Raw genomic sequence first — 14040 nt, 5'->3', positions numbered from 1 at the left:
TCAGGATTGCCGGGCCCGGTTCATTTGAGGTTCGAATGCTTCGCATCGACCCAATACCACCAGACGAGTGCGAGAAGCGCATAAAAAGCCGTACGCGAGCCGAACATCATCCAGTACTCGCCTTGCTGAACGGCGAAGGTTGCATAGGAAAAGACCTTCGCCATGAGCCACAGCATCACGACCCCGCCGCGCATCGCAACCACGATCTGCAGCGCACCGAGCGCGCCGTACACCAGGCCGGTCATCGCGACGAAGAGCGCGCCCCCGGCATAGCCGAACCAGTACACGGGCACGGCCATGTTCCCCATCGTGAAGGTCACGTCGTCGAACATGTAGGCCCTGAGCACGCTCGGCTCGGTGTACGACTTCATCAAGTCGCGCAGGCCGCTCGGTTCGGATTCGTCGAAAAAGGTTGGCATGGTCCAGGAACCGAGCGAGTTCACGAAGCGCCAGAACGCGTCCGTGCCGCCGAGCCTCGGCGCCGTGAACAGGTGTGCATCGTTGTCGACCACGTACCATGGCTGGCCTTGCAGCAGGAAGCGCGACGAAAGCATGTCGGTAACCTCGAGCCCCTGCCCACGGTAGGAGTACACAATGGATACGGAACCGAGCAATAGCGCCAATCCGGCACCGATACCCAGATAGCGGACAACCGGCTTGCCGTTCATCGCGTGAATCGAAATGAACGGGGCCAGCGAGCACAGGCCGATGTGCAGCACGGCCATGAACTGTTCGCCATGCATCACGTTGAGCGCCAGGTCGACGGCCATCGTCAGGATTGCCGCCACGCGGATGCGCTTGTCGGGACTGGTGGCAATGGTGCCCAGCAGAAAACCCATGAAGGACTGATTGTTCAGGAACAGGTTGAACATCGTCCCGTTCGACGAATCATTCCGCAGCGCATATCGATTGATGCCGGAAAACAGCGAGAACCCCGACGTCAGACCCGCGATCACACCGATCGCGATGATCGTGGCCGCGAGCCCGAACCCGATCGCAATGCTGATCGGCTGCAACGTGATCCGCGCCTTGATCGGCTCGCGCGCCGGGCGTTCGTCCAGAAACCGATCGAAGGCAACGAGCGCACAGACGACGAAAACCAGATAGAACGAAAGGAGCCGGCTGAACGCCCCTGTCGCGTCACCGATGACGTCGGTTTCCGTCAGATAGCCGCCGTCCTCCAATCCCACGCCCGCAAGGAATGCGGTCATGCCGATCGCCAGAACGTAAAGCATCGAAATGGCAAACACCGGACGCGATTTGACCAGGCCGACGAGCCCCAGTGTTGCCAACAGCAACGTGCACAAGGCGCTCGATTCCTTCATTCCGAGCGCCGGCATCACCGCGTTGAACAGCAATGCGAGCGTGAACAGCGTCAATCCGATCACGCCTGTTGCGGAGACAAAGCCTCCGTTGCCGCCTAATGCTCCCGTCGTTCTATCCATCGCGCCGCAACCCGAAATTCGTTCCATCCTTCACGCACCCGCACCATGCAGCGGTGAGCCGATCGCGGGCGCTCGGGACCATGGCGAACGCCGTCCGGGAACCCGGGATCAACCACGACCCGGCGAACGACCTTGCGCGTGCCGCATCCGTATCGACTCGAGGTTTTCTTTCCGCCACAGTCCGATGACTCATTCGCCGCGCTCCGCGCTGCTCGACGTCACGCAACGTTTCTGAGCAGTTCCTTTCTTACTCGCGTCCATGCCCTGAACCACAACGCATCGGATGCGGCGCCGCGAGGATCTGCCTGCGCCCGGGTTTCCTCCGTGTGTCGACTCGCGTTCGCGTAATAACCGTGGCGAAACGGTGAAAGCTCGAAGCCATTGAACACGAGGCCATCCACGTTCGCGCCGACCTTGTTCAGATTCTCGATCGCGCCCGCCACATCGGCGTAGCTGACCGAACCTTGCCGAGCCACCATCAACGTGATGTCGGCGAACCTCGACAACATGGCGACGTGTGCTGCCGGACGGGCCGACGGCGCATCCACGACGATCACGTCATATTCGCCTCGCAGCGACGCGAGCAGCGCCTCCAGCTTCTCGGTGCCGTACAGATTCCGCACCGGCTTGACCTGTTTTCCGGCAGGCAGCATGTCGAGATTTTCTTGCACGCGAGCGATCGCCTTCCTGAGATCGAGCGAGCCTCTCAGCACATCCGACAAGCCCTTCTCGTGTTTCACCGGCAAGCATCGCTCAATGCTCCCTTGGCCCGTATCGGCACGCACAAGCAAGGTCTTGAAGCCGCTTTCCGCAAACAGACAGGCGAGATTGGCGGAGATCATCGACTTGCCCTGCCCCGGTTCGGACGACGTCATCAGGACGGTCGTTGCGTTGCCGCGCTCCTTGGTCATCTTGCAACGCAACAGCATGGCCAGATTCGCCATCGCTTCGGCGAGCGGCGTATCGGGGTGCTCTCTCACGGCCATGAAAGCCGACCTGCCGCTCAGGTCGGCCTCGATCTGTTGTGCCGACGACGGGAGTACGCCAAGCATCGGGACGCCGGCCATCGCTTCCAGATGCTTCGGATCACGAACGTGCCTGAAGAACAACGCCAGGCCTTGGGCCACGGCAACACCCAGTATCAGCCCGACCACCGCACCCAGCACGATCACGAGCATGCGCTTCGGCCGAATCGGCTTGTCGTTCGCATCGGCCTTGTCGATGATGGACGCATTGCCGACCGTGCCTGCTTTCGCGATCTGCAGCTGCTGCGTGTTGTTCAGCAAACCGACATACAGCTGGTTGTTGACTTCGACGTCTCGCGCCAGACGCAAATAGGTCTGTTGCTGCGACGGCAAATGCGCGACTTTGCTTTTCAGTTCGGCCGACTGCTGATCGAGCGTCTTCAGCTTGTTGGCCACGGCCGCGAGCTGGGGCTGTCCGGCAACGTATTTGGACGACAAGTCCTGATACTCGAGCTTGGCCTCGAGCCGCGACTTGTCTACCAGCGCCAATTGGTCGATGAGCAGCCTGACGTCGCCTTGCGAATCGATCGACCCTTGCGAGTTTCGAAACGTGTTCAGCGCCTGCTCCGCCTGCTCCAGCCGCGCCTTTACGGCCGGCAGTTGCGCTTCGAGGAACGACAGGCTGCGCTCGGCATCCTCCGAACGCCGTCTTGCGTTGACATCCAGATAGGCCGCTGCAATGGCGTTGAGTAGTCGCGCCGCAAATACCGGATCGGGATCCTCGAGACTGAGCTGCATGATGCCCGACTGGCGTTTCGTTTCAGCCCCGGCCAATTTGGTCAGGATGGCGTCGAGTCGCACGGGCGTGGCAACCCGCCGGACGCGGAACTCCGTACCGGCACGCGCCACGATCCGCGACACATCCACGCGATAACCATTACCTTCGCTCGGCTCGCCGATTACCCCCTTCAACACCTCTTGACCGTCGCGGTCCTTCAACACGAAGCGATTGCCGTCCAGATAATCGAACTCCAGCTTTTTGCCGATCTGTTCGTCCGGGACATCGAATTTGCTGAATTCGATGCGTTCACCACCCCACGCCCAGAACGGGGTATTGAACAACGGAATGACCAGACCATTCCCGTCTTTCGACAGGATCGAACCAAGCAAACCACTCACGAGCGGAATCCGGTTACTGACTGAAACTTCTGCCTGCGCGACGGTTTCGTCGATCGCCTGGGTGACGACCGTGCGCGAGCGGGCGATATCGATTTCGCCGACCACGGCAGAATTCTGAATATCCAGCGCATTCGAAATCTCCGAAAGCGAGCCCAGCGCACTGTGCTTGTTTTCCTGGACTTGTATCAGCGTATCAACGGAATAAATCGGCGTCGCTGAAATGGCATACACCAATGCCAACAGCAGACACCCCATAAAAATGGAAATGAACACCTTTCGATATTCAAATACATTCTCCAGCAATTCGGTCAGCGTGAACCTGGACGCGTCGCGAGAAATATTTCCCGCTCCGTCTCGATACTCATTAGACGAATGTCTATCCAAAGCCATGCATGAACTCCCAAATTGCCACCTTGACTGGCGTCCCGTGGCAGCGCGTGCGCTTGGTCACGCATGCCGCGTGACGTGTTGCAGGTCGCGCCATCCCGGGCGCCTGCCCCACATCAGGCCTCAGGTCGGCAAAAAATGCCATTGAACCCTCGCCACAGGTACACCAATGATTCTGTATGTGCTGGCCACTATGCGATAAATGCCCGGCGCGCTAAGTGCGATGGCTTACATTAATAGACACTGACGGCGTGAATCACTCGGTTGCCAACCGGTCTCGTGCTATGTTAAGTGACTCGTCGCCCGCTGCTTTGACAATTCTTGTCAAACGACGTGACCCACGATCATCGATATCCGGGTGTCGAGATGAAAAACCTCAGAAACTCTGAAGGTATGGCAAGTATTAAATTGATTCAAATTGTTTTTAAATCCGGGTCATATCTGGCCGGTTCACTATGCTGAATGACGACATGAACAAGCACCCGCTATTCGATACGCTCGCACCGAAAAAGAACGACCATGCTGTGCGTCGAATGCGCGCTACGCTCTCCCTGGCGATTTCCACGCTCCTGTCGGCGTGCGCGCTTGCGCCCGGCCAGCACATGGCAGGGCCGGCCGCATTGCCGGTCACGACCGCCGACAACGGCGAGGTGACCCGTGACATGAAAGTCCCGGTCAAGCAGATCGACCTGACGCTGATCAACCAGATGCACGCGGAGCAGAAGCACGATACCGCGCGGCCGATTCCGGGCAATCTGCTCGGTAAGCCGGGGGCGTACAAGCTCGGCCCGGGTGACGTGCTGCAAATCACGGTTTGGGATCACCCCGAATTCGCCGCCGCCGCCGGCCAGCCGACGCAGAACACGAAATCGTCCGACGCAGCACCCGGTTTCGTCGTCGACAGCGACGGTAACGTGCAGTTTCCGTACGTGACGCGACCGATCCGCGCAGCCGGAAAAACGGCGGTGCAGGTCCAGCGGGAGCTCGACGCCGAACTCAGGAAAGTGTTCATCAAACCGCAAGTGACCGTGCGCGTGGCATCGTTCCGCGCCGAGCAAGTGTATGTCGACGGCGAAGTGCGCACCCCCGGTTCGCAGACGATCAACGACATTCCGATGACACTGGTCGAAGCGGTCAACCGTGCAGGCGGCTTTGCGCCGAGCGCGGACCAGAGCCGCGTGACGATCACGCGCAACGGCGAGATCTATCCGGTGAACGTCGCGCAGTTGATGAAGACCGGCAAGAGCCCCGCCACCATCATGCTGCAGCCAGGCGACCTGTTGCACGTGAGTGCTCGCGACGACAATCCCGTCTATGTCATGGGCGAAGTGAACAAGCCGGCGGCCGTGCCGCCCCTGCGCGATGGCTCGCTCACGTTGAGTGCGGCGCTTTCGGAGGCCGGCCAGCTCAACCAGCAGACGTCGAACGCCAAACAGGTTTTCGTGCTGCGCAAGGCCGCCGACAGCGAGCCGGTCATCTATCACCTTGACATGGAGTCTCCTGTCTCGATGCTGCTCGCGAATCAATTCCCGCTCGCGTCGAAGGACATCGTGTACGTCGACAATACCGGGCTGGTCCGCGCGAGCCGCGTGCTGAACCTGCTGCTGCCGGCGATCAGCGCGGGGTTGACCGGCGCGCTCATCACCAAGTAATCGGCCGGCGGGACCGGCGACAACGGCGACGCGTGTCGACTCGCGTCGCACGATGGCGGCGGTGTGGAGGGATGACGAATCCGACGCGTCACGCTGCCACCGCCGCCGAGCCGCCGGCGCGCGACTCGCGTTACCCCGAACGCGCCGACAGACTGATCAGACCGACCCGTTCACGACAGAGCACATACGCGAGCGCGACGGCGACGGCCGTCTCGGCGATCAGCACCGCGATAGCCGCTCCGCGCTCCGCGAACAGCATGGCAAGCGGCGGCAGCAGTGTCACGTTCAACACGCCGGACGAGATCAGGATGATGCTGAACGCGCGCTTCATGCCCATCGGCAACATGGTTTGAACGCCGAACAGATCCGTCATGCAGGCCATGAACGGCACCAGCGCCAGGCAACGCAGCACGCCGACCGTCGGCGCAAACGAGCTGCCGTATAGGATCTGGACGACGAACGGCGCGCATACGTAGATCGTTGCCGACATGCCAAGCACCAACGCGCCCTGCAGCACGATCAGCTTTCGCAGGAACGCAAACGCGTCGTCGCGCGCGTGATGCATCAGATACGTGACGTGCGGATAGGTCGCGGCTCTCAGCGGTTGCAGCAGACCGACCGCGGCCCGGATCAACTTGTCACCCGCGGCGAAATAGCCGGCGGCGACGCTCCCCGAGACGATACTGAGCAGGATGGTATTGGTCGATGCGTAGAACGAGATCGACGTCGATGCGAGAAAGACCTGCGAGCCGCCTTTCAGGGCGGCGGCGATGTCCGCGAACCGCACGCGAACGCCTTCTATCTCGCGACGGAAGAACAGGTAGGCCAGCAACGTCACGCCGCAAAGCAACGGCACCGCTGCATTGATGGCCACCGCGTGCAGGAGATCGTCCGGCGTGCGCACCCACATGAAGAAGGCAACGACACTGCATGCACGGTATACGACCACCGTGACGCTGTAGACGCTCAACTTCTGGATTCCCTGAAAATACCAGCCTGGCGTCAGCGCGGCACCGACCGCCATCCCGAACCCGATCAGCAGGGCCGTGCGTTCCGCCGCGAAATGCGGAATGAGCAGAGTCAGCGCGACAAGTACGACGAATCCGGCAGCCGTGATCGCCCATTGGGCGCTCACCGTTGCCCAGAAAATCCGCGATCGCTCCACCCTGCCGTCCGCCAGCGCGACACGCGGTGTCGCCGTCAGGTCGAAGCTGTAATTGGCCAGATTGATGAAATACGTCGTCACCGCCAGCACGAACGACAACCGCCCGTATTGCAGGGGGCCGAGCACGCGCGTCAGCAGAGGCAACGTGACGAGCGGAACGACGTACGTCGAGATTTGCAACGCGAACAACAAGGCAAAATTTTTTCGGACAGCGGTCATCGTGCTTTATGGGCTGAGGGTAAACAGTGTGCCGACTGTCAATGTGCCCACGTTCGCGGTACATCCGTGCCAATGCCAAGTACGGCACACAGCGACGACGCGTAGCATTCGACCGAGTAACGCGACCAGTCGTAGTGACGATTTTCGCTATCGAGATGCGCGCGCAGTTCGGTGAGTGCGTGCGCGAAGCCTTCGGACGTGCTCCGGTAGAGGATCTTGTTGCCGATCTCGTCACCAAAGGTAGACAGGCTTCCGATGTCGTGCACGAGCGCCGGCAGGCCGAGCATTGCCGCCTCGACGATCACGAGGGGAGCGTTTTCCACCCAGATCGACGGCAACACGAGCGCATCGTGCGTTGGAAGCGCGGCGAACAACGCGGCATGATCGAGGCGCCCGGCAAAGCGCAGCCTCCCCGACTCGACCAGCGTCGCGTAATGTTTCGCCAGGTCGGCCCGCTCCGCCCCGTCGCCGTAGACGGTAAGCGACGCAATCGCATCGCCGGCCGGTTCGCTCATGAGCGCGAGAAACCGGCCGAGCCCCTTGTCCGCATCCACACGTCCGACGAACGCCAGATCGAGGCGATCGCCCCGGACGGGTTTTGGCGGACTGGGAACCAGCGTCGAGTCGATCGGGTTCGGCAAAAGTGTGGCGGTGGCCCGACCGCTCCGTGCCATGAGGTCCCGCATGAATGGGCTCGGACAGAGAATTTCGTCGAACAGGCCAAGCGGATCGAAAAGCGTATTGACCGCATGCCAATGCAACTTCTTCGCGACGTCGTGAAGCATGCCGCGCGGGCTCGCCCTCAGCGCGACGCGCCGGCTGCGATACAGCTGGTCGATCGACACCGGTTGCGCGCGTCCGCGAGGATAAACAAGCAGGCTCGGGTTGTAGAACAACAGATGGTAATCGTGCGCGGTCATGAACAAACCGCATCCCGAGTGTCGCTTGTAGCGCGCGAGCACGGGCAGGATCGCGCTCGACAGCCGGTTGTGATAGTTGTGTACGAGGATTCGTTGCGGCCGAAACCGATCGAGCAGCGCAACGAGCGCACGTGCGGCGGCAGGCGACCATGCGCGTGCACGCCCGCCGCCCTCGACATCGTTGAGTGCACGCTCGTCGAAGGTTTCGACTACAACGCCGTCCTGGGCACGCAGTACGTCGACGGACACCCGGTACACTTCCTCGGCACCGCCCTTGCGAGCGAAGTCGTTGATCACCAGCACACGCATCACGGTCGGCCTCGGTGAACGCAATGTCGCGAGCGCGATACCGCCTCATCGCCGGCGCGACCGGGCCCGATTGTTGCGCGCGCGTTTCGCGAACCGGTGTCGTCCCGTGTCGCATGCACCAGATCGTGCGTTGCCCGTTCGAGGTGACGCAGATTCCACTTCCGATATTCCCGGCACTCTTGCTTCATTGTCATTCCTGAACGGGTCGCGATGGCGCTTGCGAAAAGGCAACCCCATGAAAATTCGACACGGTCAGGATAAGGCGATAGAAGCGGCGGATCTGTTCGTCCGGTTACGTTAGCGGGAGACTTTGGCCAAACCGCCGATGTCCCGTTCCCCGGAGCGGGACATCGGTACGAACGTCATGAAGGCGCATGCTCCGGTTGCGCGGATACCGGGAATTCGGCCGGCGCGTACCAGCCGGCAAGCAACGCGGCGCAACGGGCGGCGACGTACTGCGCAGCGGCGTTGCCGTGCAGCGAATGGTCGAGCGCATCCTGCAGGTCGACGGATACGTTCGGCAAATGCGCGAACGCGCCGGATGCGGGACCGAAATGCCGGACGAGCGCGTCGACGCCCGCGTCGAACGTACCGTAGACGAGATGGGTCCGGATGCCACGAGCCGACATGTCACGCAGCAATCCCCGAGGTGTCTCGTTACCCGGACGCCAGCCTAAATGCTCGCCGACACGCTTGACGGGCACCGTCATGACGCCCGTGACGAAACGGAACAGGGCACGCAGGACCGGCCGCGGATCGCGCCCTTCGTGCATCAGCCTGCGCAGCTTGTGGCGGCTGCGCAGCGACGCCCAATAGCCGCGCATCGAATTGGTCTGGTTGCTGACGGCGTTCGCAAGCGTTTCTCCGCGCGGCCAGATGAAAACCGGAAGGTTGACCGCGATCACGCCGGCGAAATGCTCGCGCGCGGCGGCATGAAGCGATGCGTACGCCCCGGAGCAAATCCCGAACGCGACGATCTCGCGATGCCCCTGCTCCTTCAGCCACTCGGCTGCGGATGCGATATCGTCGATCACCTGGTCCGAATACGGAATGTCCGACTGATCGTCTCTCGCACGCAAGCCGCTGTCGCCGATGCCGCTCGAATCGATACGCAGGCTGCTGATGCCCGATGCCGCGAGCGACCGAGCGAGTCGAACGGCAAACCGGCCGTCGGCGACATGCGGATTGGCCGCCGTATTGGTGATCAGCAGGGTCGGTGCGGCAGCGCGCCGGATGCTGCCGGCCGGTTCGCACAGTACGCCGACCAAGCGCCCTGGTCCCACGGAGACCATACGTTCGATACTGCCCTCTCCCGCCAGCGACACGGCAGACTCGGTGCCCCGCACGGAAACGCGAACGGCCGCATCGGAACCGTCGTCGATCCAGTTCGCGATCGTGTCGAGCAATCCGTCGGGTAGCCGCGACCAGACCGGTTCCCGCATGAGGCTGCCCCAATCCGGGCAGGCCTGCAGATCGACCGAAACACCGCGCGCCTGGAGCGCGTCCGACAGCGCGGGACCGTCGCCGTACGGCGTATCGACGAGCAACGCACGCGCCGGCAAAGCCTGGAGCTGTCCGATGGACTCGCCCAGGTTGATGCTCCGGAGCGCCGCGACGAGATCATCGGGATACGCGTGCCCGAGCACATGGAGAGGCCGCTCGTCCCGAACCGCCTCCCGGACGGCCGGCGGCACGTTGTCGAGCCAGCGTTGCGCGACGAGAGAAAGCTCGCGCAGGTAGCCGCGGCCGCGCACCACCGGCGCCAGCGCGACGAAGCGCTTGAATCCGGGGATGCCGTCCGCGGCGAGAAGCGCCAATGCGGCACCCGCGCGTACGCCGACGAGCGTCAGCGTGTCCGATGCGACACGTTCCCGCAACGCATCGACAGCATGTCGAACGCTCGCGAGCATGTGGTCGAAGCGGTCGGCATCGTGTTCGTCGCCCAGCGAGTCACCACTCGCTGGATAGTGGAATCGCAGCACCGGAAAGCCGCGCTCGGCGAGATGCTCGGCGAGCGCGCGCACGAGTTTGTGAAGCCAGAGCGCCTCGTGACCGAGCGGCTCGCAAATCACGATGCCATGCGGGCGATGGCCCCCGTGAAACCAGCCGACACATCCGTTGAACTGAATGGGTGTCATGATCCGGTCCTTGCGCTGTACGCCTGATGGTCCGCCGCTCCGCTGGATGTCTGCCGGATGCCCGGAAGCAGGCATCCGGGTACCGGAAACGACTGCACTTGCGTCCGGGTGAGCGTCGACTCGCGGCCGGAACGAGACTGCATGTACGCCTGGCCGAACAAACCGAATCGGGAACGACTGACATGGCGACGATGCGAGCCGGCTCCCCGTAACCGGCTCCGTCCTTGCGTATCGATTTGGGTTCCCACGGAAATGCCTGTATGTGAAAACACCCGCGTGCCCGACGGGTCCGGCGAGTGCCTGTCGAGGATCGCCTGACCTGCAAGCGCCTCTGGATTGAGATTGGTCTTGGTGATTTTTTAGTTCGGATAACGTTACATTTCCGTTCTGTACCCCCGGATCGGCTTGACGGGCCGGACACGGCGGCCCGCTCGAATGCTGACGATTAGGCCACTGAATCCCGACACATTCCGTGCGCCACATTACATTTTCACAACATGCGTTCCCGGACTTTCGGCGCCACGTCCACGCAAGGTTCGCATCGCCGATGCGCGCACGGTCGCCCCACCGACCGTTCCGCAGGGACAAACGATGCCGACGCCCGTCCGCCGACGGGCGCGCCTGCGTCCGGCTGCCGGGCCCGCGGCGCGGCGCGCCGATCCGCCGTGCGTCCGATGCCGCCCATGTGTCCACGCGCTTCGCCAGGATTCACCGCCCGACGGTCAAGGTACGCGTCGCCGGACGGGGCACGTCGCCGGGCACGATCACCTTCACCTCGCGTGGCGCATGGACACGCTCCAGCGCCTCGGTCGCGAGCCTGCCCGATCGATTGCCCATCGCAGCGTCATCGGCACGCGATATCGTCACTACCGCGCATGACTGTTCGGTGGGTGGCCAGCGCGCGTCGTGCGTGCTGATCGCCTCTCCGGCCGCGCCCGCCCTGGCACTTCAGACTGGCTGACACCCGTCGAGCGGAACGACCGACCGGGCCGTGCCGGCCGGCACGGTCGCCGTTGCGCCGCCGAGCCGGTCGTGCTCCGGCGGGACAACGTGTACGTCATGACACGATTGAACACCGTCCGGCACGGTACGTATGTGAGCGACCTCACTCAACTCGTCATGCAAAGCGAGGCCCGCCGCGCCGTACGCCGCACAACCGCTATTGCCCCAATCTCGGAATCATCGTGACCGTTGGGGCCACGCTATAGGTGACCGTCATCGCATCACCAGGCTTCAGATCGACAAGGCCATTCGTCAAGCCGGCGCCATAGGCCGTCTGCCCGTTTCGCGACACGGCGATCGACGAGACGGTACCGCCGGCAACGGACAGGCTGACACCGCTGAGGTTGCGGTTCGTGAAGGTCCATGGCGAAGAACCGACCGTCTGCGCGACCGGGTTCAGTTGCACCCCAAGACCGACAAACCCGTTTTGAGCGATGTTGTCCTCGCCCCACGCCGTGGCACTCCACGAACTCGAGGAAATCAGCGCGTCGATCGCCCGCGGATAATTGACGGGCTGGGCCATGTAATTGCCGCGAACCTTGAGTGATGCGCCGGCGGCAAGCGTACCGATCGTGATGAAACGGGCGAGTCCGTTGCAGCAGCCGATGTTTTCTCCCACGTTGTCGCTGAGCTCCGTGACATTCGCGCAGGAGCCATCCACGTAGATCCCGTCTTTCGATATGCCTGACAGCTGGTTTTTCGAAACGATGCAATTGCGGGTGTTGTACAGCGCGATTCCGGACACCGCACTCAATCCCCCCGTCCCCGTGAATGTGATGGACGCGCCGTTTGCAATTCCGGTGCCGGCGATGTTGTTCGACAGCGTGACCGTCGGACCGTTACCATTGCCCGACACCGCGGTTACGTACGTGCCGGTCGGGATGTTCGTTCCGGACACCCCCTGACCGACTGCACAGCCGCGCGCCGACGGATAAGGCGTAAACGTCAGCGTGTTGGTCCCTGCCGCCGACGCAGCCGAGGTCACGATGGTCTGCGACGTCATGCAGACCATCGGTGTGAAAACGATGGCGGCACCATTCGAGACGGTGCCCGTCACGCCCTTGCTGAGCGTCACCGACTTCGCCGCCACACCGGTCACGAAGGTTCCGGCCGCGATGTTTGGACCACTGACGGTCTGCCCGATCGACACGCCGGTCGTCTCGTCGCCCGGCGATCCGAAACCGTAGAGATCGTTGCAGGTCACGCCCGTCGTCGTGGCAAACGTGAGCGCGGTGGCGCCGCTCGCGGCCGAAGCCGTCGTCGGGATCGTCGCGCCGAACAGGCCGACGCCCGAAAAGATCACGGTCCCGCCACCAGGAACGGTCGCCGTCCGGTCCAACGTGACCGTCGACGTGTCCGCAGATACGACCGTGCCGATCTGGATGCTCGTCGAGCCGTTGAAATACCATGCGGTCATGCCGACCGCGACGCCCGGCGTATTGGCGAAGCTCAGCGTCATCGATGCCGACGCCGCAGCGATCGTCGTCAACGGGAATCCGTTCTTGTTGTTGGGATCCCATGCATTGCTGATCGTGTTCTGCGAAATGTTGACGTGGATGTTGCTTCCGGCCGGTTGCCACAGTCCGATCGGCGTTCCCGCGGCGTTCTTGATCGTGTTGTTGACGATCGTGATGTGCGAGTTGTTGAATCCGGCCGTCGCGGTCACGACCAATGCCCCATAGCCGATCGGGCCATTTGGCGAATTGACGATTGCACCGATGCTGGATTGAACCCCGCACGTATCCAGAACGTTGTTGGCGACCGTCACATTGTCGTTGCCGTACGACTGGTACACGCTCGTCAACTCCGACGCGACATAAATGCCGGCCGCCATCGGGTTGTAGATCTGATTGTCGGTCACCGTGATGTCTTGCGCCCCGACTATCGCTATGCCACGCGCATATTTGGTTCCGACGACGCGGTTGTTCGCGATCGTGACACGGCGTGGCCGGACGCCCTCGTTGAAATAACCCACCACCGCAAACGCGTCATCGCCGCCGTTGATCACTTCGTTGTTCGTGATGGTGATGTCCGAGCTTGCCTTCGTAACATGAATGCCGTCATGCCAGACATCGAGCAGGGTATTGCCGAACACCTTGCCGTTGACGCAACTGCGCATCAACGCGCCGCCGCCGGCCGAGTTGTTGAACTTGCATCCCGAAATCTCGAACTGGCTGCAATCCAGCAGGTTGATCGAACCTGCGTTCTCGTCCGGATAATAGGCGGTCGCATTCTTCGAAAAGAACTGCAGATCCCGGATTTTGAAATTACTGACGGTATTCCAGTAAATCACCGAATTCTGGCCCTGCGATGTCGTGCACTGCAGGATCGAATCCCACCCGGCGCCGATGATCGACGCCGTTGCAGTCAGCGTCGCGCCATATAGATAAGTGCCCGGTGGAAAATACAGCGGGATCCCTGCGTTGAGCGCCACCTGGAGTGCCGCCGTATCGTCGGTCACGCCGTCCCCCTTTACCCCGAACCGCCTCACGCTCATCGGGAGATCGACCAGTTCCTGCAGTAGCGGGCGGGCCGTCAGGCCCGTCGCGTTACCCACAACGTATGTAGCCGGGAATTCTGCTGTCATTCAAGCGCTCCGCATTGTCGCGATTCAATCGCAACGCAAAGAAGTAAAAATGGGGAATCCGATGGGAATGGA

Annotated in this window: 7 protein-coding genes; 1 reads left to right on the top strand and 6 read right to left on the bottom strand. The window is 62.1% G+C overall.

The features are described from left to right. Positions 1-20: 20 nt before the first annotated feature. Both HWX87_RS00825 and HWX87_RS00820 read right to left on the bottom strand, forming a co-directional pair. Positions 21-1445, bottom strand: coding sequence for a DUF6418 domain-containing protein (locus HWX87_RS00825; RefSeq protein ID WP_176045708.1), 1425 nt, complete (start codon positions 1443-1445; stop codon positions 21-23). Between the two features lie 218 nt (positions 1446-1663). Further along, positions 1664-3979, bottom strand: a complete 2316-nt coding sequence (locus tag HWX87_RS00820; RefSeq protein ID WP_176045203.1) for a GNVR domain-containing protein — start codon at positions 3977-3979, stop codon at positions 1664-1666. 467 nt (positions 3980-4446) lie between these two features. Between HWX87_RS00820 and HWX87_RS00815 the strand changes: the two genes are divergently transcribed. Next, entirely contained in the window at positions 4447-5628 is a 1182-nt protein-coding gene (locus HWX87_RS00815; RefSeq protein WP_176045202.1) for a polysaccharide biosynthesis/export family protein, read from the top strand. A 130-nt stretch (positions 5629-5758) separates the two neighbouring features. Here the strand turns inward: HWX87_RS00815 and HWX87_RS00810 are convergent, their stop codons facing one another. From HWX87_RS00810 to HWX87_RS00795, 4 genes are all read right to left on the bottom strand, one after another. Beyond that, positions 5759-7012, bottom strand: a complete 1254-nt coding sequence (locus tag HWX87_RS00810; protein ID WP_176045201.1) for an oligosaccharide flippase family protein — start codon at positions 7010-7012, stop codon at positions 5759-5761. Between the two features lie 38 nt (positions 7013-7050). Next, positions 7051-8241: a glycosyltransferase gene (locus HWX87_RS00805; RefSeq protein WP_176045706.1), complete on the bottom strand. Its 1191-nt coding sequence runs from the start codon at positions 8239-8241 to the stop codon at positions 7051-7053. Positions 8242-8603: 362 nt separating this feature from the next. Next, positions 8604-10379: an alpha/beta hydrolase gene (locus HWX87_RS00800; RefSeq protein ID WP_176045200.1), complete on the bottom strand. Its 1776-nt coding sequence runs from the start codon at positions 10377-10379 to the stop codon at positions 8604-8606. 1159 nt (positions 10380-11538) lie between these two features. Continuing rightward, positions 11539-13968, bottom strand: a complete 2430-nt coding sequence (locus HWX87_RS00795; protein WP_176045199.1) for a right-handed parallel beta-helix repeat-containing protein — start codon at positions 13966-13968, stop codon at positions 11539-11541. Positions 13969-14040 lie beyond the last annotated feature (72 nt).

The organism is Burkholderia sp. BCC1644 (assembly GCF_902833225.1).
GTDB lineage: Bacteria > Pseudomonadota > Gammaproteobacteria > Burkholderiales > Burkholderiaceae > Burkholderia.
The sequence above is the reverse complement of the archived record's forward strand: the minus strand, read 5'-3'. Positions and strand labels throughout refer to the sequence as shown.